The organism is Neorhizobium sp. T7_12 (assembly GCF_002968535.1).
Taxonomy (GTDB): domain Bacteria; phylum Pseudomonadota; class Alphaproteobacteria; order Rhizobiales; family Rhizobiaceae; genus Neorhizobium; species Neorhizobium tomejilense.
This window is the reverse complement of sequence record NZ_PVBK01000004.1, coordinates 332,609-358,598: the sequence shown is the minus strand read 5'-3', so window position 1 is coordinate 358,598 and position 25,990 is coordinate 332,609. Positions and strand designations below refer to the sequence as shown.

Annotated in this window: 23 protein-coding genes and 1 pseudogene; 18 read left to right on the top strand and 6 right to left on the bottom strand. The window is 61.6% G+C overall.

What is annotated here, in order from left to right; genetic code table 11:
* Window positions 1–2: 2 nt before the first annotated feature.
* Window positions 3–1,835, bottom strand: coding sequence for a sensor histidine kinase (locus C5J26_RS13280; RefSeq protein WP_172745849.1), 1,833 nt, complete (start codon window positions 1,833–1,835; stop codon window positions 3–5).
* Between the two features lie 84 nt (window positions 1,836–1,919).
* Window positions 1,920–4,172 carry a bifunctional diguanylate cyclase/phosphodiesterase gene (locus C5J26_RS13275; protein ID WP_172745848.1) on the bottom strand — a complete coding sequence of 751 codons (2,253 nt, stop codon included), beginning with the start codon at window positions 4,170–4,172 and terminating at the stop codon, window positions 1,920–1,922.
* Between the two features lie 223 nt (window positions 4,173–4,395).
* On the opposite strand from C5J26_RS13275, the pseudogene C5J26_RS33240 reads away from it, so the two are divergent.
* The 4 genes and pseudogenes from C5J26_RS33240 to C5J26_RS13255 form a co-directional block, all read left to right on the top strand.
* Window positions 4,396–4,511, top strand: a pseudogene (locus C5J26_RS33240) (alkanesulfonate monooxygenase); the annotation flags it as partial.
* Between the two features lie 66 nt (window positions 4,512–4,577).
* Complete coding sequence (locus C5J26_RS13265) at window positions 4,578–6,410, top strand: TRAP transporter large permease subunit (RefSeq protein WP_105402161.1); 1,833 nt, start codon at window positions 4,578–4,580, stop codon at window positions 6,408–6,410.
* Window positions 6,411–6,438: 28 nt separating this feature from the next.
* Window positions 6,439–7,437 carry a TRAP transporter substrate-binding protein gene (locus C5J26_RS13260; RefSeq protein WP_105402160.1) on the top strand — a complete coding sequence of 333 codons (999 nt, stop codon included), beginning with the start codon at window positions 6,439–6,441 and terminating at the stop codon, window positions 7,435–7,437.
* Window positions 7,438–7,749: 312 nt separating this feature from the next.
* Window positions 7,750–7,995 carry a helix-turn-helix domain-containing protein gene (locus C5J26_RS13255; RefSeq protein ID WP_105402159.1) on the top strand — a complete coding sequence of 82 codons (246 nt, stop codon included), beginning with the start codon at window positions 7,750–7,752 and terminating at the stop codon, window positions 7,993–7,995.
* A gap of 78 nt (window positions 7,996–8,073) precedes the next feature.
* Here C5J26_RS13255 and C5J26_RS13250 read toward each other — a convergent pair whose 3' ends face one another.
* Window positions 8,074–8,955: a LysR family transcriptional regulator gene (locus C5J26_RS13250; protein ID WP_105402158.1), complete on the bottom strand. Its 882-nt coding sequence runs from the start codon at window positions 8,953–8,955 to the stop codon at window positions 8,074–8,076.
* 123 nt (window positions 8,956–9,078) lie between these two features.
* On the opposite strand from C5J26_RS13250, the gene C5J26_RS13245 reads away from it, so the two are divergent.
* From C5J26_RS13245 to C5J26_RS13225, 6 genes are all read left to right on the top strand, one after another.
* Window positions 9,079–10,575 carry a CoA-acylating methylmalonate-semialdehyde dehydrogenase gene (locus C5J26_RS13245; protein ID WP_105402157.1) on the top strand — a complete coding sequence of 499 codons (1,497 nt, stop codon included), beginning with the start codon at window positions 9,079–9,081 and terminating at the stop codon, window positions 10,573–10,575.
* 179 nt (window positions 10,576–10,754) lie between these two features.
* Window positions 10,755–11,849, top strand: coding sequence for a YjgN family protein (locus C5J26_RS13240; RefSeq protein ID WP_105402156.1), 1,095 nt, complete (start codon window positions 10,755–10,757; stop codon window positions 11,847–11,849).
* Entirely contained in the window at window positions 11,839–12,903 is a 1,065-nt protein-coding gene (locus tag C5J26_RS13235) for a M48 family metallopeptidase (RefSeq protein WP_105402155.1), read from the top strand. The genes C5J26_RS13240 and C5J26_RS13235 overlap by 11 nt, the downstream gene beginning before the upstream one ends.
* Window positions 12,904–12,982: 79 nt before the next feature.
* Window positions 12,983–13,108, top strand: a complete 126-nt coding sequence (locus C5J26_RS33535) for a hypothetical protein (protein WP_256386080.1) — start codon at window positions 12,983–12,985, stop codon at window positions 13,106–13,108.
* 343 nt (window positions 13,109–13,451) lie between these two features.
* Window positions 13,452–13,934 carry an iron-responsive transcriptional regulator RirA gene (rirA, locus tag C5J26_RS13230; RefSeq protein ID WP_046664702.1) on the top strand — a complete coding sequence of 161 codons (483 nt, stop codon included), beginning with the start codon at window positions 13,452–13,454 and terminating at the stop codon, window positions 13,932–13,934.
* Between the two features lie 169 nt (window positions 13,935–14,103).
* On the top strand, window positions 14,104–15,135 hold the full coding sequence (locus tag C5J26_RS13225; protein ID WP_105402154.1) for an AbrB family transcriptional regulator: 1,032 nt from the start codon (window positions 14,104–14,106) through the stop codon (window positions 15,133–15,135).
* Between the two features lie 3 nt (window positions 15,136–15,138).
* On the opposite strand, the gene C5J26_RS13220 is transcribed toward C5J26_RS13225, so the two are convergent.
* A complete protein-coding gene (locus tag C5J26_RS13220) occupies window positions 15,139–16,377 on the bottom strand; it encodes a TadE/TadG family type IV pilus assembly protein (protein ID WP_105402153.1) in 1,239 nt (412 codons plus the stop codon).
* A 170-nt stretch (window positions 16,378–16,547) separates the two neighbouring features.
* Here C5J26_RS13220 and C5J26_RS13215 point away from each other — a divergent pair, with 170 nt between their 5' ends.
* A complete protein-coding gene (locus C5J26_RS13215) occupies window positions 16,548–17,084 on the top strand; it encodes a gluconokinase (RefSeq protein WP_105402152.1) in 537 nt (178 codons plus the stop codon).
* Between the two features lie 213 nt (window positions 17,085–17,297).
* Window positions 17,298–17,954 (top strand): TetR/AcrR family transcriptional regulator, encoded by a 657-nt coding sequence (locus tag C5J26_RS13210; RefSeq protein WP_105402151.1) that lies wholly within the window; start codon window positions 17,298–17,300, stop codon window positions 17,952–17,954.
* Between the two features lie 8 nt (window positions 17,955–17,962).
* Here the strand turns inward: C5J26_RS13210 and C5J26_RS13205 are convergent, their stop codons facing one another.
* Together C5J26_RS13205 and C5J26_RS13200 are read right to left on the bottom strand one after the other, a co-directional pair.
* Window positions 17,963–19,273, bottom strand: a complete 1,311-nt coding sequence (locus C5J26_RS13205) for an FAD-binding oxidoreductase (RefSeq protein ID WP_172745847.1) — start codon at window positions 19,271–19,273, stop codon at window positions 17,963–17,965.
* 114 nt (window positions 19,274–19,387) lie between these two features.
* Entirely contained in the window at window positions 19,388–20,635 is a 1,248-nt protein-coding gene (locus C5J26_RS13200) for an FAD-binding oxidoreductase (protein WP_105402149.1), read from the bottom strand.
* Window positions 20,636–20,869: 234 nt separating this feature from the next.
* On the opposite strand from C5J26_RS13200, the gene C5J26_RS32705 reads away from it, so the two are divergent.
* From C5J26_RS32705 to kdpB, 6 genes are all read left to right on the top strand, one after another.
* On the top strand, window positions 20,870–21,049 hold the full coding sequence (locus C5J26_RS32705) for a hypothetical protein (protein ID WP_172745846.1): 180 nt from the start codon (window positions 20,870–20,872) through the stop codon (window positions 21,047–21,049).
* 11 nt (window positions 21,050–21,060) lie between these two features.
* Window positions 21,061–21,351 carry a hypothetical protein gene (locus tag C5J26_RS13190; RefSeq protein WP_105402147.1) on the top strand — a complete coding sequence of 97 codons (291 nt, stop codon included), beginning with the start codon at window positions 21,061–21,063 and terminating at the stop codon, window positions 21,349–21,351.
* A gap of 11 nt (window positions 21,352–21,362) precedes the next feature.
* On the top strand, window positions 21,363–21,527 hold the full coding sequence (locus C5J26_RS32700) for a hypothetical protein (RefSeq protein ID WP_172724237.1): 165 nt from the start codon (window positions 21,363–21,365) through the stop codon (window positions 21,525–21,527).
* Between the two features lie 308 nt (window positions 21,528–21,835).
* Window positions 21,836–21,925, top strand: coding sequence for a K(+)-transporting ATPase subunit F (locus C5J26_RS13185; RefSeq protein ID WP_007760774.1), 90 nt, complete (start codon window positions 21,836–21,838; stop codon window positions 21,923–21,925).
* Window positions 21,926–21,992: 67 nt separating this feature from the next.
* A complete protein-coding gene (gene kdpA, locus C5J26_RS13180) occupies window positions 21,993–23,696 on the top strand; it encodes a potassium-transporting ATPase subunit KdpA (protein ID WP_105402146.1) in 1,704 nt (567 codons plus the stop codon).
* A gap of 205 nt (window positions 23,697–23,901) precedes the next feature.
* Window positions 23,902–25,989: a potassium-transporting ATPase subunit KdpB gene (kdpB, locus tag C5J26_RS13175; protein WP_105402145.1), complete on the top strand. Its 2,088-nt coding sequence runs from the start codon at window positions 23,902–23,904 to the stop codon at window positions 25,987–25,989.
* Window position 25,990 lies beyond the last annotated feature (1 nt).

Sequence of the window (25,990 nt, the reverse complement as noted above, 5' to 3'; positions counted from 1 at the left end):
CTTTACGTTCCCGCCTGTGCCGGAGCAACTCTCGGAAGCCGGATGATGAACCGGGTGCCGCGGGCCTTGCTGGCGGGCGGGCTCTCGACGGCGATCGATCCGCCGAGAACCTCGGTGACGATCTGGTGGACGATATGCAGCCCGAGACCGGTACCGCCGCTGTGACGGGCCGTGGAAAAGAAGGGTTCGAATATCTTCTGGATGTCCGTTTCGTTTATCCCGCGACCGTCGTCGGTGAATTCGATGAGGACCTGGTCTGCCAGTCTGCGGACATCGATGCTGATCATGCCGGGTTTGCCGGCATCGAAGGCATGCAGCAGCGAATTGTTGAGGAGGTTCGACAGGACCTGGGCAAACGGTCCCGGATAGGTGGTGATCGCCAGATCAGCGGGCACGTTCAGCGTCAGGCTGATGCCGGCGCTGGCGTCCCATTTGCGCAGGCGCGGATCGGCATCGGGAATGAATGCGGCGAGATCGATATCCCGTCGCTCCAGCGTCGCCCGGTCGACCGCAACCTGTTTGAAACGCTGAACCAGCGCCGTGCACCGGTGGATGGCGTCGCGCACCAGATCCAGGCTGGTATCGCTGTCTGCGATATAGAGGTCGAGATCCGAGCGGCGCAGCCCCGCTGCAATCCGTTCCTTGAAAAGCCTGAGATCCTTGGCGGCCTTGCTGAGCACGAGTGCCGCACTTCCAAGCGGCGTGTTCATCTCGTGGGCGACGCCGGCAACCATCAGGCCCAGCGACGACAGCCGTTCGGCTCGCGCAAGTTCCCGCTGGGTCACGTTCAGTTTTTCATTGGTCTCGCGCAGCGCCTTGTTCGTGTCTTCCATCTGCCGCGTCCATTCCGCCTCGGCCTCCATGCCGTTGGCCAGGCGGCCGGTTACCGCAAGCGCCACCATGGCGAGGATTGCCGCGACCGCGCCGAGAATGAATTTCCCCCTCGTTTCCTGGTCGTTGATCGCGGCCGCCGAGTCACGGGCGAGCAGATAGAGGTCGGCACCCGCGGCACGTCTTTCCGCGACTTCGCCTGTTGCCAGCAAGCTCGCAACGGGCTGGAAGCGGCGGTAGTTCCAAACGCCGTCCCTGCTGCCGAAAAGCCCTCTGTCCCCCTTGCCGATCGCCCGCAACATCTCCGCCTCAGCCGGGCCGGGCGTTGAGGCCCCAAGCTGCCAGCCCCAGTTCGCATCCGCATTTGGACCTTGGAGCCAGTATCCGGCCTGGTTCATCAGATAGAGCTCGACGCTCCTGTCGAGCCGCTTCAGGCGTTCAAGCAATCGCGTGGCGCGGTAGTTGATGACGATGATGCCCTGCTTGATCCCATTGCGGAAGACGGGGCTTGCTACGCGCAACGTCGGCAGATGGGGAACCTCGACCACACCGTTGTCGATATTCAGATCGAGGGCAGAGAAATAGAGGCCGTTCAGCGGTAGCGGAATCGTATCGCGAAAATAGGGTTGGTCCGCCTTGTTCTGCAGCTGCTCGCTGCTCACGACGACCGGTTCCGCGCCGCTGCGGCGGTTGACGCGCAGCCGTTCATTGCCGTTATTATCCAGCCACCGTACCTGATCGTAATCCGGCGAGCTGGCGGCGAAACTCTGGAAGATCTCGGCGCTCAACGGAGCAGGCCGAGTGGTCGTTTCGCCGAAGCGCGATTGCAGGTCGGCCAGAAACAGGGCGTCGCGGCCAAGCCGGTCCAGGGCCCGACCGAGAATGTCGTAGCCTTGCGACAGGGTCTCCTCCCTGTTGCGGATCTGAGGTTCCCGCGCGTTCGCGCCGATCTGATGCCAGAGCAATGGAACGCCGATGCCAAGTCCCACGACCCAGGGTATCACGAAGACGGCAAGTCGCCTGCGATGGCGATAAATGGCCCGGAGAGACGGAAACATGCGGAGTGGAGACGCGGGGATCATCGGTCGCTACACCGCCTTGACCGGCGAGTTTTGCAACCGCGCCAGGAATTTCTCGAAGGGCTCCGGGCGAGCGTAGAAATAACCCTGCGCCAGGATGCATTTTCTTGCCCGCAGCCATTCCGCCTGCTGCTCGGTCTCGACACCTTCGGCGAGGACACGCATGTTCATGCGCTCGCCAAGCCGAATGATCATCTCGACGATCAGGTCACTCTGGCTGGACTCTCCGAGACCGGCAATGAACGACGGGTCGATCTTGAGCGTGGCTGCCTCGAACGACCGGAGCTTCGTCAGCGAAGAATAGCCGGTGCCGAAATCGTCGATGGCGATCGCGAAACCTTCGCTTCTGAGAATGGAGAGCATGTTGTTGGCGTGCTGGTGCTCTTCCATCGCGACAGTCTCGGTAATTTCCAGTTCCAGCCGATCCGGGGACAGGCCATAACGGCGCGTGGTGGCGATCAGTTCGTCTATGAATTCCTTTCGCCCAAGCTGTATCGGCGAGACATTGACGGCGATCGTGACGCTTGGGAATCCTGCTTCGCTCATGGACCGTAGCGCGCTGCATGCCTGTTCCAGGATTTGCTGACCCAGGGGCACGATCAGCCCGTTCGCCTCTGCGAGCGGAATGAAATCTGCCGGAAATACGACCGAACCGTCCGGACGCGTCCAGCGCGCCAGGATTTCGGCGCCGACGATCCGATTGTCGGCGAGGTCGATCTGCGGCTGGAATACGACGCTGATTTCCCGGTTGAGCAGCGCCTTGTAAAGCTGCTGCGAAAGAGCGAACCGACGGCGCGTCTCGTCTTCGACATTGGGGTCGTATTCGATGAGTTGCCCGCTCGTCCCCTTCAGTCCCGCCTTCTTCAGGAGCAGAAGCCCGGTCGCGATGACGGTTTGAGCCGACGTGAAGTGATTGAGATCGAGGGAGGCCGCTTCCGCGCCGAAGAACAGGGCTTCGGGCGAATGGGCGCCCGCTTCGAGACGATTTACATAGTCGATCCGCACGAGATATTCCGGTCCGAGCACGGCAAATACGTCTTCGTGCAGACGCGCGATCATGCAGGGCGGCGGAAAGGCCGCTGCCAGACGCTTCACGAAAGCGCGCAGCAGATGATCGCCCTGTTCGACCCCGAGCGAGACGCAGCTTCTCGCATACTGGTTCAGTTCGATGAACAGGACCTTCCGTCTGCGCGGCGGGGGAACCTCGAGCGCCGCTTGAATGCCGCGCTTCAGCGCGTTGCCGTTCGCGATCTCGAGCAGGCCGTCTTCATAGGCGGTGCGGTCGAGTTGGCTGGTCAGCGCCACATTGATCAGGCCGGTGCCGATATTGGTCGCGAAGACCCGCAGCAATTCCCGCTCCGTGTCGTCGATTCGCCTGTTTGTGGCGATGTACGCCGCTGCAGGAGGTGCGACCGCCTGGCCCTGGAAAAACAGAACCTGCGCTTTCGCGGTTTCGATACTCGCCTGCTCGTCGAGCGAGCGCTGGATCAGGTCGCGAATGGATTCGTCTTGGATGGTATCGAGGGTCTGGTTGAGGACCGAAGCGAACCGCCCTGCCGAGCCGATGATCTTCGGTGGCTGTTCGCGGTCACGCCCGCGGACGCAGACGATGCCATCCTCGCTGACGCCGAGAAGTGCGGCCAGTTCGTGGATCATCCGGCGGGAGAAGTCCTCGAATCCTGACGACCTCGCCAGGCTATTGCTCGCCTCCACAATGCTCTGGAGGCCCCGGCGCGCGCGGTTCAGCACGTCGATCTGCTCGAAGGTCCTGAGATTCGCAGTGAGAATGCTGTGAAGCCGCTCATTGGTCAGGTCGGTCTTCAGCCAGTAATCGGCAATATCATAGGTCTCGAGCGACGATTGCATCGGCGCGATGCCCGGTTGCCCCGTGAGAAGCACGATACGCAGCTGCGAGTTGCCGAGCACCTCGCGGATCGTGCGAACCAGCCTGAGCCCCGCATCGTCCGTCTCCATCACGACATCGAGCAGCAGGACCGCGACCGAAGGCGTTTCGAGCAGAAGCTTGGCCGCCTCGTTGGCAGAAGAGGCCATCAGTATCCGCGGCGCGATGCCGCGATAGGTGAAGCCAGAAAGCGAGAGCCTGAGGGAGTTCTGGAACATCTCGTCGTCATCGACGCTCAAGATGGTGAAATCCCTCATCTCCGTTTGGAACTGGTCGGGCGAAGCCCCTGTCTGGGCGGCGGGCTCTGGATGAAATTCGAAGAGATCCTGAGATTTCTTTTCTTGTTCGATATCGCCCACGGACACATCCCCCGATTGTCACGCAAGGGTTGCCCCTGCATTTCCGCGAATCCATTAATTCACTCAAAGCCAAGCATGTCTCGCAAAAAGATGCATCGAGGGCGAGATTCTGGTCCTGGCTGTGGATTGAGGCCGGTTGCGGTGTGGAGACTGGCGCCTTAAAAGGGCGGAACTTCTCAAGCCTCGCTTGACCTGCGGCCGTGCGGAAGGCCGGGCGCCGAAAACTTTTCTCCTTTTAGGCCTGCCGCTGCTTGAGGAAGCCTATCGCTTCGGCGAAAAGGTATTGTGGCGTCTCGATGTCTCACGCGAGATGTCGGCATCGCATCATTCACCTGGTAGACGCTTTTCGATCGTGATTTTTTCCACGGTCAGGACCGCCTGATTTTCCGGCAAAGGTAAGAGCCCGTGGCAGCCAGCCCATCCGACTTTCTAGAGCAGACGGCAGTCCGGGGCGATAGCCTTGCGGCGCGGGTGCTGAAGGGCGTCGAGGCCGTGCTTGGCACCATTGCAGCGCTCATCCTCGCCTTTCTGCTCATGGTCGTGCTGGTCAGCGTCTGCCTGCGCTATTTCTTCAGTACCGGCTTCATCGGTGCCGAAGACCTCGGGATATGGCTGCATGTGGCGCTGATCTCGATCGGCGCCCCGCTCAGCCTCAACAGTGCGCTGGCCATGCGGCTCGATGTCTTCGTGCGTTTGGCTCCCGCCCGACTGGTGCCGGCGACCCACGTTCTGGCGGACATGTTCACCGTGCTGGCCGCCATGATCCTGCTCTTCGGCGGTTCCGAAATCATGTCCATGCTCGGTGGCATTTCTCCGGCGCTCGGCGTTCCGGAGTGGATCCGCTTCGGTTTCTTAGGGGTAGGCGGCGTGCTGATCCTCGTCGTGCTCCTCCTCCAACGGCTTGCCGAGGGCAGGGCGCTGCCGGTGCTGATATCGCTCGTCCTCGGGGCCGCGCTCTATTTTGGCGTTCCCGAAATCTCTATCGACAGCGAACTGCCGCCGAGCCTGTTCCTGGCACTGGTGGCAGCACTCGGTCTCGTCCTCGCCGCCCCGCTGGCGCATGCGTTCCTTGCGGCAGCCTATGTGGCGATCGTCTTCGGCAGCAGCCTGCCGGAACCGGCGATCGTCTCTTCGACGGTGGCCGGCATGTCGAAATTCCTGCTGCTCGCCATTCCGTTCTTCCTGCTGGCCGGCGGGCTGCTAACCTCTTCCGGCGTCGCCAACCAGCTCGTCCGGTTCGCGGCATCCATGGTCGGCCATCGCCGGGCGGGACTAGCGCAGACGACGCTTCTGACCAGCGTGCTGTTTTCCGGCGCCTCGGGTTCGTCCGTTGCGAATGCCGCCTTCGGCGCCTCCACCTTCCAGCCGGAACTGGTGAAGCACGGTTACCCACCGGCACAGGCAGGCGCGATCATCGCCGCCACCTCGGTGCTCGACAACGTCATCCCGCCGTCGATCGCCTTCCTGATCCTTGCGACGGCCACCAATCTGTCGGTCGGTTCGCTGCTGGTCGGCGGCTTTTTCGCCGGCGGCCTGATGGCGATTTGCCTCGCCGTGGCCATCCATCTCTCCGTCAGAGAACAGGTGGCCTTGCCGCGCGCCTCGGGGCGTGAGCGCGGGCAGGCGGCGATCTCCGCCATTCCCGCCTTCGGTCTCGGCATCATCGTCGTGGTCGGCATCCGCATCGGCATCGTCACTACGACCGAGGCTGCGGCTCTCGCGGCCCTCTATACGATCATTCTCGCCGTCTGGGGCAGGGTCGGAGCAGGCTCGCTGCTCGCCTCGTTCCGACAGGCGGCGACGGAGTCCGCTGCGATCGGTTTGCTGATCGGCACGGCCGGGCCTTTCGCCTTCCTGCTCGCCGTCGACAACGTTTCCGGCCTCGTCTCCGAGTTCGTGACGATGCTTGGCGGTAGTGCGATCGCGGTCCTCATCCTCTCCAACGTCATCCTTCTGGTCGTCGGACTGGTGCTCGATATCGGCGCGGCGATCCTGCTGTTCGGTCCGATCCTGCTGCCGGCCGCCGTCGCCGCGGGCATCGATCCGATCCATTTCGGCGTCATCATCGTCGTCAATCTGATGATCCACGGCCTGACCCCGCCGCTCGGCATGCTGATCTTCGTGGTCAGCGGCGTCACCCGCATTCCTGCGGCCGCGCTGTTCAAGGCGGTCGTGCCCTATCTGCTTGCACTTCTGGTTTCCCTGGCGATCCTTTGCGCCTGGGCGATCATCTTCTGATTCTTCCATAATTCCGGGGACCTGAGACATGGACAACATCAACCGCCGAACCCTTCTGAAGACTGCCGCAGCAACCGGCGCGGCGCTCGCCGCTCCGGTTTTCGTGCGCAGCGCGGCCGCTCGCACGACGACGATCACCACCGCCTCGCTGCTTGGCGACGACAAGCCGGAATCGAAGATCTGGGTGAAGCTCGGCGAGCTGGTGGAAGCCAGGCTGCCCGGCCAGTTCAAGTTCAACGTCGTCAAGAACGGTGCGCTCGGTGGCGAGAAGGAAGTGGCAGAAGGCGCCCGCCTCGGTTCCGTGCAGGCAAGCCTTTCCACCGTCTCGTCACTGTCCGGCTGGGTACCGGAGCTGCAGGTCCTCGATCTGCCGTTCCTGTTCCGCGACGCAGCCCATGTCCGCAAGACGGTCGACGGCAATGTCGGTGCAGATCTCAAGCAGAAGCTCGCCGCCCAGAATTTCGTGATCGGCGATTTCATCAACTACGGCGCCCGCCATCTCTTGACCAAGGAGCCGGTCACCCGCCCGGAACAGCTGAAGGGCAAGAAGATCCGCGTCATCCAGAGCCCGCTGCACACCAAGCTGTGGGCCGCCTTCGGTACCGCCCCGGTCGGCATTCCGATCACCGAAACCTACAATGCGCTGGCGACCGGCGTCGCCGACGCCATGGATCTCACCAAATCCGCCTATGCCGGCTTCAAGCTTTATGAAGTCGTCCCCTGCATGACCGAAACCGGCCATATCTGGGCGTCCGGCGTCGTCTATTATTCCGCCAGCTTCTGGAACCAGTTGAGCGCCGAGCAGAAGGCGGTCTTCCAGGAGGCGTCGAAGGAAGGGGCCGCCTATTTCAACCAGCTCATCGTCGACGACGAGGCGGCATCCGTTGCCGTGTCGCTCAAGAATGGCGGCAAATTGCTGAAGCCGGAAGCCTTTGAGGAATGGCAGAAGGGCGCTCAAGGCGTCTGGCAGGATTTTGCCGCGATCGTCGGAGGCATCGACAGGATCAAGTCGATTCAGTCGGCCTGATGCGGTTTTTTGAAAGTTAAGAAAATTTAATGTGGCACCGCAAAAGCGGTGCCATTCATGTTTTTTCAGCTCGATTTAAGGCAAAAATGCCCGATTCTGGCCATTTTGACAGCGCCGGGTAGGGAGAGTCCGCCTTCTTTCGACCCGAAAGCGGACACATTTTTGTGCACTGCAGTAATTGCCCTTGTCTCGGCCGTTAGCATGCCTATGTTTGCGGCAGCCGGTGCCTAATTTTTTAGACTCCTGCGTCTAGGGCGTTCGTCCCCCTTCACCTGACCGGTTTTCGGCAGGCCATTCCAGAAGGAGCATACAATGACAATTTCGATCAATAATTTCGCATCCGCCAATGGAGCGAAGCTTTCTCCGCAGCACATTGCCTCAGCCGTTACCGAAACGCGACGTTCTGTCGGCTACAGCATCGAAGAGCTTGCCATCACGACCGGCCTCGTCAACGACGAGATCGTTCGCATTGAAAACGGCACCGATGCCGACCCGGCCAAGCTGAAGCGCATTGCCGCGGCACTCAAGGTTCCGGTTACGACCTTCCTGCCTTCTTGATACAAGGTTTTCCGGCCGCTCCGGCGGCCGGACCCTGTTTGGGTCTTCTTCTTTTCCTCTTGAAGACCGTCCTGTCCATCACACAAAGATGTGGCTTTCCCCGTCGACCAGTTCCTTCAGGAATTCCACCACCGTCCTCAGCCGCATCAGGTCGCGCGTCGTTTCATGATAGGTGGTCCAGTAGGACCTCCGGATGATGGTCTCGGGCAGCACGCGCACCAGTTCCGGATATTGCCGCGCCACATAGTCGTGCAGGATGCCGATGCCGGCCCCGGAACGTACTGCCTCGGTTTGGCCGATGGCGCTTGAAATCTCAAAGCTCGCATCCCAGTCCCGCATCACCTCGCCCGTGAAATTCAGGGAAGGCGAGAAGATCAGGTCTTCGACGTAACCGATGCGCGGATGGCTTTTCAGCGCCTCGACCGTCCGCGGCGTTCCGGCCTGATCGAGATAGGTCTTCGAGGCATAGAGGCCCAGCGTATAATCGGTCAGTTTCGAAGAGACGAGCCGGCCCTGCTCCGGACGTTCGATGGTGATGGCGATATCCGCCTCCCGCTGGGAGAGCGAAAAGGATCGCGGCACCGGCACCAGCTGCAGCCTGAGTTCCGGATGCCGGCGCGTCAGCCGCCCGAGCCGCGAGGCAAGGAAGGAGACGCCAAAACCGTCGGGCGCACCGATCCTGACCGTGCCGGCGATCGCCGCGTCGATCCGCCCGGTGCTCGCCTGCGCCGCCAACATCTCGGTTTCCATCCGCTCGGCCGCCCGAAAGAACACCTCGCCTTCGGCGGTCAGTTCGCAGCCATTGGTCCGGCGGATGAGGAGGCGGGTGCGCAGATCCTCTTCCAGTGCCGTCACCCTTCGCCCGAGCGTCGCATGGTTGACACCGAGCCGCCGCGATGCTGCGAGGATTTGGCCGGTGCGCGCGACCGCGAGAAACATACGCACATCGTCCCAGTTCATTTCAGGCTCCAATGTCGAAATTTGCACAACGGATGCGTAAACTACGGCGTTGCCTTGTGCAAATCTGAGAGTATCCTCGGCTATTCAAAAAAGATCGCCACAAAAGGCAGGAGGAGCATACCCATGCGTGAGATCGGGCATTTCATCGGCGGCAAGCATGTCGCGGGCACCAGCGGCCGCGCGGCTGAGGTCTTCAATCCGGCAACCGGCGAAGTCCAGGCGAAGGTTTCGCTCGCCAGCGTTTCGGAAATCCGCGCTGCCGTCGAAAACGCAAAGCAGGCTCAGCCGAAATGGGCTGCCACCAATCCGCAGCGCCGCGCCCGCGTGTTCATGAAATTCGTCGACCTGCTCAACCAGAACATGGACGAGCTCGCCGAAATGCTGTCCCGCGAACACGGCAAGACGATCGAGGATTCCAAGGGCGACGTCATCCGCGGCCTGGAAGTCTGCGAATTCGTGATCGGCATCCCGCACTTGTCGAAGGGCGAGTTCACCGAAGGCGCCGGCCCGCAGATCGACATGTATTCGATGCGCCAGCCGGTCGGCATCGGCGCCGGCATCACCCCGTTCAACTTCCCGGGCATGATCCCGATGTGGATGTTCGCGCCGGCGATCGCCTGCGGCAATGCCTTTATCCTCAAGCCGTCGGAGCGTGACCCGTCGCTTCCGATCCGCCTTGCCGAACTGATGATCGAAGCGGGCCTGCCTGCCGGCATCCTCAACGTCGTCAACGGCGACAAGGCGGCCGTCGACGCGATCCTTACCGATCCGGATATCGGCGCCATCTCCTTCGTCGGCTCGACCCCGATCGCCCGTTACGTCTATGGCACGGCTGCCATGAACGGCAAGCGCGCCCAGTGCTTCGGCGGTGCCAAGAACCACATGATCATCATGCCGGATGCCGATCTCGACCAGGCTGTCAACGCGCTGATGGGCGCGGGCTACGGCTCGGCCGGCGAGCGCTGCATGGCTGTTTCGGTTGCCGTCCCGGTCGGCGAGGAAACCGCCAACCGCCTCGTCGAAAAGCTGATCCCGAAGATCGAGTCCCTGCGTATCGGTCCCTATACGGACGACAAGGCCGACATGGGCCCGGTTGTCACCAAGGATGCGCATGCCCGCATCAACGGCCTGATCGACCGCGGCGTCGAGGAAGGCGCCAAGCTTCTGGTCGACGGCCGCGGTTTCAAGCTGCAGGGTTACGAGAACGGCTATTTCGTCGGTGGCACGCTGTTCGACCACGTCACGCCCGAAATGGACATCTACAAGCAGGAAATCTTCGGTCCGGTCCTCTCGGTCGTCCGCGCCCACAACTATGAGGAAGCGCTCGATCTGCCGATGAAACACGAATACGGCAACGGCGTTGCGATCTACACCCGCGACGGCGATGCGGCCCGCGATTTTGCCAGCCGTATCAATATCGGCATGATCGGCATCAACGTACCGATCCCGGTTCCGCTTGCCTACCATTCCTTCGGCGGCTGGAAGGCCTCCAGCTTCGGCGATCTCAACCAGCACGGCACGGATTCGATCAAGTTCTGGACCAAGACCAAGACGATCACCGCCCGCTGGCCGTCCGGCATCAAGGACGGTGCGGAATTCGTCATGCCGACGATGAAGTAAAACCGCAATCTGGGCAGAGCATCGGGACGGGCCTCTTCGGAGGCCCGTTTTATTTTGGCGACCGAAAACCTGATTACGTGTCGCGCGAACAATTGAAATGACATATCCAGGCCCTACAATCATGCGGGGAATCGGGCAGGCAGCCGTCTCGACGGTATTCGGCAAGGGGATATGACATCATGGCAATAGCAGAGACGGCGCCTCGGGCGGCCGAAGGACAGTCTTTTGAACGGGCATCCTTCACCGGCAGCGCCAGCGAATATTTCGGCATCTGGATCGTCAACGTCCTGCTGACGATCGTCACCCTCGGCATCTACTCGGCCTGGGCGAAGGTGCGGCGCATGCGATATTTCTACGGCAACACGGTTATTCTCGACCGCGCCTTCGAATATCACGCGACCGGCAAGCAGATCTTCATCGGCCGGATGATCGTCATCGCGTTCCTGATCGTGCTCAACATCGGCACGGCGATCTTTCCGCCGATCGGCATCCTGACCCCGATCGTGATCCTGATCGCTCTGCCGTGGCTCATCAAGCGCAGCCTGCGCTTCAACGCCCGGGTGACGAGCTATCGCAACGTGCGTTTCGATTTCGTCGGCACGGCAGGCGGCGCCTTCGTTGCTATTATGCTCGGCAGCTTAATAGCCTTCATTTCCTTCGGCATCCTGGCGCCGCTTGCGAGCCGCTGGACCTGGCGATACCTCTTCAACAACCTGCGTTACGGCGACCGGCCATTTTCCAGCGACCCTCAGCTTGGCCGGCTTTATGGCGTCTGGATTCTGCCGGCATTGATCGTGTTCCTGGGCAGCATCATCTTCGGGTTCATTGCCTTCATCGCGATCATGGGTGCCGCGACCGTCATGCGGGAGAGCGCCGAATTGACGAGCACGCAGATGACCGTGCTGAGCATCGTCGGTCTCTACGCCGGTCTCTTCATCTATTTCATCCTCTACGGTATTGCTGCTCTCTTCTATCGGGCGGGTGTGCGCAACGTCGCCTGGTCGGCGGCGGAGCTTGACGGTCGCCATCAGCTGGTCAGCGATATCTCCCGGCCGCGTTATGCCTGGATCGCAATCAGCAATGTGATCGTCACCATGCTGACGCTCGGACTGATGCGCCCCTGGGCGGCGGTCCGGATGGCGCGGTATGTCAACGAACACACCGGCATCCGCATCAACGGCGACCCGGGCGAGATCCTCTCCTCGATCGAGGCGAGCGGTGCTGCGATCAGCGCCGAATACATGGATATGGAAGGGTTCGACTTTGGCTTCTGACGGAGCGGTCATCGCGAAAGGCGAATGGCATCCGGCCAATTCCAGCCTCGCAATCGGGGCCGTCCTGCGCGAGGAGGGTACTATCCTCGTCGCAGCGGAAGAGGGGCGGGTCCTCGCATCGGCCGTGCCGGAGCGGGCCGAGATCAGCCCGCGGGTCGGCTCGATCCCGCGGCGGGTCAGTTTCCCGGACGGTTCCGTGTTCGAGACGCGCGACAACGACGGGATCGACACCTATCTCCACGGCAAGCGCGGCGCCGGCAGCGGCTTGATCCACCGGCTGGAGCAGTTCCATCCGCGACTGATCGTCATGACGATTGCCGTCATCCTGCTTGCGGCCTCGATCTATCGGTATGCAGTCCCCGTGCTGGTCGAGGTTGCCATCCTTGTAACGCCGCCCTTCGTGCCGGAACTGATCGGTTCCGGCACGCTGGCATCCCTCGATCGGACGATCCTGAAACCGTCGGAATTGCCGGAAGGCGACCGGCAGGCGATCTCCGAGGGCTTCTCGAAACTCGCCGTCCATTCGAAGGGCGGGCAAAAGGCCTATCAGCTTTATTTCCGGGATGGCGGCGTGATCGGCCCGAACGCCTTCGCGCTGCCGGACGGCAGCCTGATCCTTACCGATGATCTGGTGAAGCTCTCCAATGGCGATCGGGAAATGATCCTCGGCGTGCTCGGCCACGAGATCGCCCACGTCGAAGGCGAGCACAGCCTGCGGCAGCTCTACCGCGCCGCAGGCGTCGCCGCGCTGGTCATGCTGATTGCCGGCGATGTCGGCTCGGGCGTCGAGGACATCCTCACGCAGGGCGGCGCATTGGTGGCGCTATCCTATTCTCGGGCCGCGGAAGCGGAGGCGGACCGCCGGTCTGTCGAGCTGATGCGGGCGGCCGGCTACGATCCGGCAGCACTGGCCCGCTTCTTCGCGGTCCTCGAAGACAAGCTTGGAGATCATGAGGACGCAAACATTCTCTCGAGCCATCCGGGCACTCCGCAGCGCCAGCAGGACATCCGCAATTATGCCGCCGAGCTCGAAGGTAGGCTTCAGGCAAGGTAGCCGTGATCGATAGCCACCATTGACGTATCCGCAGACTATTCTAATTTAGCCCGCGGAGTAGGAGTGGGGATGTATGTCCATGGTGTACGAGTGGGATGGGAAGCGCGCCCGCCGCGCGTATCTGGCGAAGATCGGCCTTAGCCTGCTGGCTGCAATGGTGATGGTTGCTGTCCCGGCCTGGGTGGCGATCGCAATGACCAGTTGATGCGAGCCCGAACTTTTCCGGCGAATCGCCGCGGATCCGGAATGGCGATCTGAGGCTGCGGGAAATCGACCTATAATTCGGCGGTTCGTCGTTCCGGCGGGCTGCAAAAGCAAGGTCTTCCCGGGAGAGCTCGCCGGGGTGTCTGCCTATGCCCCTTGATCTAGCTTGTACCTCGGCCTTTCGGGTCTCCGTTCGTGTGGACGAACAATTCGCCGCTTGAATTCCGCGCCGATGAAGGCAAGCTGGCCCGACGCGAAAACTTGATGACAATTTTCTTATTTTGGAATTGTTCAAAACTAGCGGAGCCTTTATATAGGGCGGGTACCAGTCTCGGGAGACCAGCATGCGCTTGACCAAACAGACGAATTACGCAGTACGGATGCTGATGTATTGTGCCGCCAACGAAGGCCACCTCAGCCGGATCCCCGAGATCGCAAGAGCATACGGTGTTTCCGAACTCTTCCTCTTCAAGATCCTCCAGCCGCTCACGAAGGCCGGCCTGGTGGAAACCGTGCGCGGCCGCAACGGTGGCGTAAGGCTTGGCCGCGCTGCCGATCGCATCACCCTTTTCGATGTCATCAAGGTGACTGAAGACAGCTTTGCCATGGCGGAGTGCTTCGAAGAGGGAGTCGCGGAATGCCCGCTTGTTGACAGCTGCGGCCTGAATGCTGCGCTTCGCAAGGCGCTCAACGCTTTCTTCGACGTGCTCGCCGAATACACGATCGACGACCTCGTCAAGGCGCGTCCGCAGATCAATTTTCTGCTGGGCATCGATATGCTGCATCTGCCAAAGGCCATCCCGAAGGTCATCGCGCCGGCCGCTTGATCCTGCCCGTTCCTGCTTCTTGAAGGCGCCGCCGTTGAGGCCGGCGCCTTTTTGCTGTCCCGTATGCGGCAGAAGAGGTTGACCTCCCGCCCATTTGCAATAGAAGGGGACTAGGCGTTTTTCTGGCTTTTGTCAGTTTTCTTTCCTGTGGCGCCTTCAGGATTAAGCCATGCCCCTTTCGGAATTGCGCACCTTCGCGCTGACTGCGCTGATCGGTACTGCCGGTGCGCTGATCGCAATTCTCATTGCCTTTCCGGCTCCTTACCTCATCGGTCCGGCAATCGCGATCACCGTTGCAGGGCTTGCCGGGTTGAACCTGGCGGTGCCGGCGCAGGTCCGCAACGTTTGTTTCATCGTCGTCGGCGTGTCGATGGGGGCGACTGTCACGCCGGAGGTGATCGTCGCGGCGCGCACCTGGCCTCTGAGTTTCGTCATGGTGCTCGTGGCGGTGGTGATCCTGCTTTATGCAAGCTCGTGGGTGCTGCAGCGGTTCTTCCACTATGACCGGATCACCGCGCTTCTCGCCTCTTCCCCCGGCCATCTGAGTTATGTGCTCAGCCTCGCCGCCGAAACCCGTTGCGACCTGCGCGCCGTCAGTGTCGGCCAGAGCGTGCGCGTGCTGGCACTGACGGTTACGGTTCCGTTGATCGTGGAGATCTTCGATCTCGTCGGCACCGATCCGGTTCTGGTGCCTCTGGCGATGAGCACACCCGTTCTCCTGGTCATGCTTGCGGTCTCAGCGCTGTTCGGCCTGCTGTTCATGCGTTGGAATTTTCCGGCAGCCCTGCTGCTGGGCGGCGTCGTGGTGTCGATCGCCACGCACGTGACGGGGTTCGTCAGCGGCGGCGTTCCGGACTGGCTGCTGGTTCCGACTTACGTCATCCTCGGTTCGGTCATCGGCACGCGCTTCTGCGGCGTGTCGATTACCGATTTGCGCACCGCTTTCGTGGCCGGCGGCGTGGTGACCGTGGTCGTCATCGTGCTTGCGGCGGCGATTGCCGGCGGCGTTTCATATTTGACCGGCGTGCCGCTCGATGCGGCGCTGATCGCCTTTGCGCCGGGTGGGCTCGAAACAATGTCGGCGATGGCTGTCATGCTGCATGCCGATCCGACCTATGTCGGCGCCCACCACGTGTTGCGGCTGATGTTCCTGTCGGTGCTGATGCCAATCGTGCTCGGCAAGGACGCCCGGCAGCGTTGAGCGTCAGTTGACGAGGCGCACCGAGGTAATCTCGGAGCCGCTTCCACCGGCTGCGCCCGTATAGGGTTCGATCTTCCAGTTGGACGAGTTCATGATCATGGTGTTGACCACCAGCGTGATGAGGTTCGTCTGGTTCGTCGTCGAATTGTAGGTGACGTCGCGGTTCGGAAGATGGATCACTCCCTTGAGCGTTTCGCCATTGGAACCGTTGAAGATGTATTGCTGCTTGCGGGCATTGTTGGCGGTATCGCTGGTCTTTTCGAACATCAGGATGCCCTTGTAGGTGCCGCTGGTCGGTGCCGACGCCGTGAAGCTCAAGTTGCCATTGGCGCGGATTTCGCTGTCGGTGTCGGGAAAATAGAAGGTCACGCCCTCTGCGACGACCGTCGAACCGGAATTGATGATCATCCGGCCCTTGATGATATGGAGCCCGGGCTTGAACGTGATCTTCGGCGATCCGTTGAAGGTGGTGCCGCAATGGACGCCTGGAGCCATTTCCTGCACCGCTCCGTCCTTGGTGCCACTGGTCGTGCAGGTGGAGGAGACGGTAGGCTCGGCAATGCTGCCGGCATAGGGATCTCCGGAAACCTTGCAGCCCGGCTTCAGGTTGCTGAGCGTCCCGCCGTTCTTGATGTACTGGGTGCCGGCAACGCAGAAGCTGACCGTATCGATCGTCGCCCCGCCGTTCATGATGAAGGCCGGGTTCTGGGTCGAACTGACCTCCACGCCGCATTTCTCCGACTGCACGTTGGCGCCTGAATTGATCAGAACCGCCTGTGACACGTTGCCGAGCACGTAGATGCATGCGCCTGAAGGCTTCGCATTCTTGTTCGCGATGGCGGTGGATCGGACCTTGACGTCGATGGTGTGGATACCGAGCAGGCCGAGGAAATTGGTGGGGACACCTTGGGCATAGGTACCCGTCAGGCTGCCGTCGCTATTCGCGGCAACGACAAGCGCGGTGTCGAGGTCGGTCTCTTCCGGAACCGTATCGGTCAGAAAGCGCAGCGCTTCCCGGCGCTGACTGGCGATATCAGGTTTTGCAACGGCGCTGAGCACAGCCGCATCGAGCGCACCCTGCAGCCGGCTGCGTTCGAACGAGGCCTGGGTGAAATCAACCGCCCCGCCGGCGGTCGTCAGGAGAACCGGCAGCGCGAGAGCAGTCGCTATCGCAAAATTGCCGCCCGTATCGCGCAGGATGTGATAAACGCGAGGCGCAATAATATTGATGAGTCGCCGCATGATCGTGGATCTCGAGTTGGATTTGGAGGGCGGAATTCGGTTGAAGGTGGGTCCTTTTATCGTAGTCTCTCTAAGGTTCCCGTAAGAGAATTGGAAAACCCGAGGTTAACTGCGATCTCCACAATTCGGCCTTGCCGCCTCCTGAACGCGTTATCAAATGGAAGTCAGTTATGCCCGCAATCGAACTCACGTCCCCTCTTGCCGTCGTCGTCATGGGTGTCAGCGGGTCGGGGAAGACATCGGTGGGCGAGCACCTCGCCGCGCGTCTCGGCTGCGCTTTCGTGGAGGGTGACCGTCTGCATCCGGAGGCGAACGTCGCCAAGATGGCGAAGGGGATTCCGCTGACCGACGACGACCGCTGGCCATGGCTCGATCTGATCGGCAACCAACTGGCCGAGGCGAGGGGACGGGGCGAAAGCGTGGTGGTGTCGTGCTCGTCCTTGAAACAAACCTATCGGGACCGGTTGCGGCGGGAGAGCGGCGGCACGCTCTATTTTGTCTTCCTCACCGGCGACCCCAAGGTGCTTGAGCAACGGATGGGCGCGCGTACCGGCCATTTCATGCCGGCGTCACTGCTTCAGAGCCAGCTTGCAACCCTGGAAAGCCCGGAGCATGAGGCCGGAGTGGTAACTGTCGACATCGACGCAAGTGTCGATACCATTGTCGACAAGGCTTTCGATGGTATTACCGCGCTCACTGGAGCATAGATAATAGGATTTAAGCTACCGTTTTCTCCGATGTTCTGTCTTGTGCATCGGCGTGGAAAGTATTCTAAAAATTACCGGCCTTCGTGATCCGATGCTCTTCGGGCGTCGTATAAACAAACAGTTTGTGTTCAAGCAATTCTGCCCTCGGCTACCGGAAAACCCCACCGGCAACGAAGGCAGCGGTTGGCAGGTGTTTGAGGAGACGGTTTGCGGATGCCAGATTCGACGCAAGGACCAGGGCGGGGTTCCCTTCGCCGGGTGCCGAAACAGGAGCGGAGCCGCGAGCGCATCGATGAAATCCTGAAAGTATCCATGGAACTGATCGGCCAGAAGGGCATCGACGCAGTGACCATGAAGGAGATAGCCGCCCTCTCCGGCGGGCCTATCGCATCGGTCTATCAGTATTTCCCCAACAAGTCCGCCATCATCGCCACGCTCTACGAGAGTTACGCCGAAGAGGTCCGTACCCTGGTGACGGAGCAGATCGGAAGGATCACCACGGCAGAAGAAGCTCTGCAGGCACCGGCCGAGCTTTTCGATTTGTACTACTACAATATGCGGGAAAGGCCCGCGACCCAGGATCTCCTGAATGCCATCCAGGCGGACAAGGCGCTTGCGGACCTCGATATCGCCGAGACCCGCTTCCAGGCCGACGTCTTTTACAAGGCGACCGAACCTTTCGTTGAACAGCCGCTGCGAGAAAGTTATGCGCAGACGCTTCTGGTGATGTTTCACATGGCCGGCGCCACCCTGCGGCTGGCTCTCATGATTCCGGAAGACGAAGCCGCCGGAACCGTGGCGCAGTTCAAGTCCATCGTTCGGGCGCAAGCGACCTACTACCTTACAGGCAGCTTCCCGGTTTCTCTCTGATCCCTTGATCAGATACCCAGTCGGTCGCGCAACCCATACCACCAGGCGCCGAGCACGGTGAGCGGTACCCGGAAGGTGCGGCCGCCCGGGAAGGGCAGGTTGGGGAGCGACGACCAGATGTCGAAGCGTTCCGCGTGGCCGGCGACCGCCTCGCCGAGAATCTTGCCGAGCAGATGGGTGGTAGTCACCCCGTGGCCGCTGTCGCCGTGCGAGAAATAGACCTTGTCCGACAGTTTCCCCATATGGGGGATACGCGTCAGGGTGAGCGCGAAATTGCCGCTCCAGGCATAGTCGATCTTCACGTCCCTCAATTGCGGAAACGTCTTCAGCATATTGGGCCGGATGACGCCCGTGAGGTCGCTCGGGTCGTGTCCGCCGTAACCGATGCCGCCGCCGTAGAGCAGCCGGTTATCCGCGGTGCGCCTGTAGTAGTCGAGGATGTAATTGGCGTCCTCGACGCAGTAATTGGCCGGCAGCAGGCTTTCGATCAGTGCCGCGTCGAGCGGTTCCGTCGCCATCACCTGGCTGGAAACCGGCATCATCCGGCCGCTGATCTCCGGAAACTGCGGGGAGAGATAAGCATTGCCGCAGACGAGCACATACGAGGCCTTCACCGAACCCCTTTCGGTCCGCACCACCGGTTTCTCGCCCATGTCGAGGCCGGTCACGCGCGAGGCTTCGAAGATGCGTCCGCCAAGGCTTTCGAACGCCGAGGCTTCTCCGAGCACGAGGTTGAGGGGGTGGATATGGCCGCCGAGCTTGTCGATCATGCCGCCGGCATATCGATCGGTCTTCACGTATTTGCCGACATCCGCTTTCGAGACCATCTCCAGCCCGCCATGGCCGTATCGTTCCCAATCGGTTTTGTGGTGCTCCATCTCGCGGATCTGCTTGTCCGTGAAGGCTGCGAAGAAGCCGCCATGCACCAGATCGCAGTCGATCCCATATTTCGCGACCCGGCTGCGGATGATCTCGCCGCCTTCGAGCGACATGGCGCCGAGCTTCACCGCCTTGTCGCGGCCATAACGGCCGGCGATGGTTTCGAGATCACGGCTGTAGCCGTTGACGATCTGACCGCCATTGCGGCCTGATGCGCCGAAGCCGATGCGTTCCGCTTCCAGCACCACGACGGAATATCCGCGCTCGGCAAGTTCGAGCGCCGCGGATATTCCGGTGAAGCCGGCACCGATAACGCAGACATCGGCCTCTATCGCCCCGTCGAGGGCAGGGCGGACACGCTTGTCCTTCGCCGAAGCCGCGTACCACGAATTCGTGTGGCCGGGATTGTCGCTTGTCTTGCCCCGATCTTCGCTGGTCATAAAAGCCATCTCACACCATCAGGATATAGGCGTCGCATTGGACGTCAGTCACGCGTCGGGGCAAACTCCGACCGGCCCTGCTGCCCGCAGGCCAACCCGCGCTTTTAGATAAAGCTAGGCGTTGAAGCGCTCCGGACGATAAGCCGAGATGTCGATCAATGTCTTCTGCCCCGTGATCGCCTCTGCAATCACCTGGCCGGTCACCGGGCCCAGCGTCAGGCCGTGATGCGCGTGACCGAAGGCGAACCACAGGCCGTCGTGGCGCGGCGCCTTGCCGATCACCGGCATCATGTCCGGCGTGCAGGGGCGGGCACCCATCCAGGGCTCCATGTCGAGCCGCTCGGCGAGCGGGAAGATACTGCGCGCCACCGCTTCGGCGCGTTCCAGCTGAACGGGCGTCTTCGGCGCATCGCGGCGGGCGAATTCGGCGCCCGTCGTCAATCGGATGCCCTGGTTCATCGGGGCCAGAAAATAGCCGCGCTCCGCATCCATCGTCCAGCCGTTGAGCTTGGCATTGCCCTTGGCCGAATAGTGCATGTGATAGCCGCGCTTGACGCCGACCAGGAAATTGTAGCCGAGCGGTTTGGTAACCGTATCGGACCAGGGGCCGAGCGCCACCACGACATCCTTGGCTTCCACCGTGCCGTCGCCGGCGACGATCCTCCAGCCGGTCTTGGTCTGCGACAGGCTCTTGGCATCGCCCTTCAGCACGCGGCCGCCGAGCTTTTCGAACAGCGCCACATAGGCGCGGGTCAGCGCCAGCGGGTCCTTGACAGACCAAGGGTCTTCCCACCGCAGTCCGCCGACGAAATCGTTGGAAAGATTGGGCTCCTGCTCGGCGATATCGGCAGGCGAAAGTTCCTTGAAGGCGACACCATACTCCTTGCGAAGCCGCTCGGCCTCGCCGATCTCGCCATCATGCTTGCCGCGGGTGCGGAACACCTCCGTCCAGCCGTTCTTGGCAATCAGATCCTGGGCTCCGGCTTCCTCGATCAGCTCGTTATGGGTCGCGATCGAGTGCTCGATCAGCGGCGCATAGGCGCGGGCGATCAGCTGATGGCGGGTCAGGTTGGAATGCCACCAGTATTTCGCCAGGAACGAGGTGACGGAGGGAATGGCCTTCCAGTGGAAATGCGCATCGATGCGGTTGTTCATGGCATAGCGCAGGATCAGGCCGAACTGCTGGGGGAAGCCATAGGGCACGACGCCCTCGCGCTGGATCAGGCCGGCATTGCCATAGGAGGTCTCCATGCCGGGTTCTTTCCGGTCGACGAGCACTACCGATTTGCCGCGCCGGGCGAGCTGCAATGCCGTCGAAACGCCGACAATGCCGGCTCCCAGCACGATCGCATCTGCTGTCATGATCTGAATTCCATTTCCCAAGTCTTTTATCGTTCGAGGATTTCAACATGCCGCCCGGAATGCTGCGGCGCAAACGAAAAATCACTGTTGCTTATATGGATTCCCTATTTCTTCGTCTGCCGCATCCAATCGAAAGCCTATGCGGCCGTCGCTACCTTTCGGATCGTGCATCGGTTTCGATGCGGGCTCCGCGCGGACAATGCCGCGGGCCGATCCCAACAAGGAGTGACTGAAATGTTTGGTCGTCTGGGGAGCGTTTACTTCCTGCATCTTGCTGAAGCCAAAGCCCGGCAGCGCCGGCTGTCGCAGCCAAATCGCCCGGTCGATGCGAACCTCGGGGTCTTCCTGAGGCTCCTCGGCGTCATCGGCCTCGGCCTTTGTGCCGCCGGCCTCGTTTCCGTGATGGTGGCTTGAGGAGAAACGCGATGAACAAGGCAATATCGGAAGTCGAACCTCCCTCGAGAGGCGTGCGTTTCATGGTGGGTCGCGATGTCGGCGGCCGTTGGGTCGTCTCCGACCGCGATGGCCTCGTCGGCGGATTGTTCACCGATCGGGCGTCGGCGGTGCATTTCGCCATGTTCGAAAGTGATCGCACGCCGGGTGCCGTCTGCTGCCTCCCGGAGGGCGTCACCTTGAGCTTGGGCTCGGTTTTCGAGATCCCGGTGAAGGCTCCCGAGGCGATCGATCCCCGCATGAAGATCGTCGGACGGGCGTGAGGAGAATGCCGATGTCCAAGGCCCTCTACCACATGCGCGGAGCTGTCTATCCGCGCTCCCGTAATTTCGGGAACCCGGACCATCTGCGTGCATCGAGCATCATTCTCGGCATGCTCGCGGTGATGCTGATGGTGCTCGTTTTCGCCTATGTCATAACCTTTGCGGCCGCTTCCTGAGGGCAGCCGCCGCCGGAAAGAACGAAATTCCTATAGGATTTTTATTTCTTTCCTCTGCGCTCCGTCTCGAACCCCTATGCGGTCGCGCCGCATATTAGCGTCCGGGAGATCGCAAAAGATCGTCTCCAAGCCGAAAGCATCAAGGTGCCGTCTTTAGGGGATGGCACCCTTGTCCTGTCCGGCCTCGCCTTAACAACAGGAGTCCAGATCAATGTTGGACGTCATTCTACTCGGCACCGCAGTCGTCTTCTTCGGTCTCTGCTTTGCCTATACCCGCGCCTGCGACAGGCTTTGAAGGGAGAAACACGATGATCCTCGATTATGTCCTGAGCGGTGCTGTGACCGTGTTCCTCACCGTCTACCTCACCTACGCTCTCATTCGCCCCGAACGCTTCTGAAAAAGAACGCTTTTGAAAAGAACTGGCGCTTCCAGCCAAGCAGCCGGGTATTGAAAGTTAACTCCAAATGACCCTCAACGGATGGCTTCAGATCCTGCTTTATTGCGGGATCATCATCGCGCTCGTCAAACCGCTCGGCGGTTACATGACGCGTATCTTTTCAGGCGAGCGCACGTTTCTGTCACCCGTCCTCGTTCCGATCGAACGGGGACTGTATGCCATGGCCGGCACCAGCGAACGCGAAGAACAGCATTGGACCTCCTATGCTGTCTCGCTGCTGATGTTCAACCTCTTCGGCGTTGTCGTGCTTTACGCGATGATGCGCCTGCAGGCCGGCATGCCTTATAATCCGGCGGGCATGGGCGCCGTTCCGCCCGAGCTTTCCTTCAACACCGCCGTCAGTTTCGTCAGCAATACCAACTGGCAGAACTATGGCGGCGAAAGCACCATGTCGTATCTTACCCAGATGATGGGTCTCAACGTGCAGAACTTCCTGTCCGCCGCGACAGGCATGGCGATCGCCGTCGGTCTGATCCGCGCTTTTTCCCGCGCATCGGGTAAGGCGATCGGCAATTTCTGGGTCGATATGACCCGCGCCATACTCTACATCCTGCTGCCGATCTGCATCGTGCTGACGCTGGTCTACGTCTATCTCGGCGTACCGCAGACGCTCGGGCCTTATGTCGAGGCGACGACGCTGGAAGGCGCCAAGCAGACCATCGCGCTCGGCCCGGTCGCTTCGCAGCTTGCCATCAAGATGCTCGGCACCAATGGCGGCGGTTTCTTCAACGCCAACTCGGCCCATCCGTTCGAGAACCCGGATGCGATATCCAACCTCATCCAGATGCTGTCGATCTTCGCGATCGGTGCTGCCTTCACTAACGTTTTCGGCCGCATGGTCGGCAACCAGCGCCAGGGCTGGGCGATCCTCGCCTCGATGGGCATCCTGTTCATCGCCGGCGTCGGCATCACCTACTGGGCGGAAGCGGCCGGAAATCCGCTGATGCATGCCTTCGGTCTTGAAGGCGGCAACATGGAAGGCAAGGAAGCCCGCTTCGGCATCACCTTGTCGTCGCTGTTTGCGGTCATCACCACGGCGGCTTCCTGCGGCGCGGTCAATGCCATGCATGGCTCGTTCACGGCACTCGGCGGCCTGATCCCGCTCATCAACATGCAGCTCGGCGAAGTCATCGTCGGCGGCGTCGGCGCGGGTTTCTACGGCATCATCCTCTTCATCATCGTCGCCGTCTTCGTGGCAGGCCTCATGGTCGGCCGTACGCCAGAATATCTCGGCAAGAAGATCGAGGCGAAGGAGATGAAGATGGCCGTGCTCGCCATCCTCTGCCTGCCGCTCGCCATGCTGGTGTTCACCGCGATCGCCACGGTGCTGCCGTCCGCCGTCACCTCGATCGGCACCGCCGGCCCGCACGGCTTCTCCGAAATCCTCTACGCCTATACGTCGGCTGCGGCCAACAACGGCTCTGCTTTCGGCGGACTGACGGGCAACACGCCCTGGTACAACGTGACGCTCGGCATCGGCATGCTGATGGGCCGCTTCCTGGTCATCATTCCGGCGCTCGCCATCGCAGGCTCGCTGGTCGCCAAGAAGACGGTTCCGGCCTCGGCAGGCACCTTCCCGACCGACGGCCCGCTCTTCGTCGGCCTGCTGGTCGGCACGATCCTGATCGTCGGCGGCCTCACCTTCATGCCCGCCCTGGCGCTCGGTCCGGTCGTCGAACACCTGGTCATGATCGCCGGCCAGACGTTTTGAGGCGGCGCCATGTCGCTCATCCGGCCACGGTGGTGCGAGGAGCCCCTCCCCCTTGTGGGGAGGGGTTGGGGAGGGGCTTTCGCTCCACATCAAACCCCTCCCGCCTGCCGGCCACCCTCCCCACAAGGGGGAGGGTTAGGGATGCCGCGCCGCCTCGGCACCATCGAATTGTTTCGCAAACATCCTTTCAAAGCTGGAGTCTCTTATGAGCCAGGCAAAATCCGCGAGCATCATGGATACTCGCATCCTCATTCCGGCCGCAGGCGATGCTTTCAAGAAGCTCAACCCGCGGACCCTTGCCCGAAACCCGGTCATGTTCGTCGTGGCCACGGTCTCGGTCCTGACGACCGTCCTCTTCCTCCGCGACCTCGGGGCCGGCAACGGCAATCTCGGCTTCTCCTTCCAGATCAATCTCTGGCTCTGGTTCACCGTGCTGTTTGCCAACTTCGCCGAAGCGGTCGCCGAAGGCCGCGGCAAGGCGCAGGCGGATTCGCTGCGCAAGGCCCGCACCGAAACCCAAGCCAAGCTGCTCTCGGGCAGCGACCGCTCCCAGTACAAGATGGTCGCCGGTACGAGCCTCAAGGTCGGTGACGTCGTGCTCGTCGAGCCGGGCGACATCATTCCCTCCGATGGCGAAGTCATCGAGGGTGTCGCCTCTGTGAACGAAGCGGCGATCACCGGTGAATCCGCGCCCGTCATCCGCGAATCCGGCGGCGACCGCTCGGCCGTGACAGGCGGGACGCAAGTCCTGTCGGACTGGATCCGCGTCCGTATCACGGCCGCTGCCGGCTCGACCTTCCTCGACCGGATGATCTCGCTCGTCGAGGGTGCCGAGCGCCAGAAGACGCCGAACGAGATCGCCCTCAACATCCTTCTTGCCGGCATGACGCTGATCTTCGTGCTCGCCACGGCGACGATCCCGAGCTTTGCGATCTATGCCGGCGGCTCGATCCCGATCATCGTTCTCGTCGCGCTGTTCGTGACGCTGATCCCGACCACGATCGGCGCCCTGCTGTCGGCGATCGGCATTGCGGGCATGGACCGCCTCGTCCGCTTCAATGTGCTCGCGATGTCAGGTCGCGCCGTGGAGGCCGCCGGCGACGTCGATACGCTGTTGCTCGACAAGACCGGGACGATCACGCTCGGCAACCGCCAGGCGACCTCGTTCCGCCCGGTCCGCGGCGTCTCCGAACAGGATCTCGCCGACGCGGCCCAGCTCGCTTCGCTTGCCGATGAAACGCCGGAAGGCCGTTCTATCGTCGTGCTTGCCAAGGAGAAATACGCGATCCGCGGTCGTGATATGGCGAGCCTCAAGGCAACCTTCGTCCCCTTCACCGCCCAGACCCGCATGAGCGGCGTCGACCTCGAAGGTTCCCAAATCCGCAAGGGTGCCGTCGATGCGGTGCTCGCCTATGTCGGCTCGGGGACGATGCCGGTCTCCGGCAACGTGGCAATCGCCACCCAGGCCAATTCCGACACAGTGCGCGAGCTGCAGGCGATCGCCGACGAAATCGCCAAGGCCGGCGGTACGCCGCTTGCCGTCGCCCGTGACGGCAGGCTGCTCGGCGTCGTGCAGCTGAAGGACATCGTCAAGGGCGGCATCCGCGAGCGTTTCGCCGAACTGCGCCGCATGGGCATCCGTACCGTGATGATCACCGGCGACAACCCGATGACCGCGGCGGCGATTGCCGCCGAAGCCGGCGTCGACGATTTCCTCGCTCAGGCGACCCCGGAAAACAAGCTGACGCTGATCCGCGAGGAACAGGCCAAGGGCAAGCTCGTCGCCATGTGCGGCGACGGCACCAACGATGCGCCGGCGCTCGCCCAGGCCGATGTCGGCGTCGCCATGAACACCGGCACGGTCGCCGCCCGTGAGGCGGGCAACATGGTCGATCTCGACAGCGATCCGACCAAGCTCATCGAGATCGTCGAGATCGGCAAGCAGCTGCTGATGACCCGTGGCGCCCTGACGACCTTCTCGATCGCCAACGATATCGCCAAGTATTTTGCCATCATCCCGGCGATGTTCCTGACCTTCTACCCGCAGCTCGGCGTGCTGAACATTATGGGGCTTGCCACGCCGCAAAGCGCCATCCTGTCGGCGATCATCTTCAACGCACTGATCATCATCGCGCTGATCCCGCTGTCGCTGAAGGGCGTCAAATACCGCGCCATCGGCGCCGGCGCGCTGCTTTCCCGCAACCTGCTCGTCTATGGTCTCGGCGGCATCCTCGTTCCCTTCATCGGCATCAAGGCGATCGACATGATCATCACCGCGATCGGTCTCGCTTAAG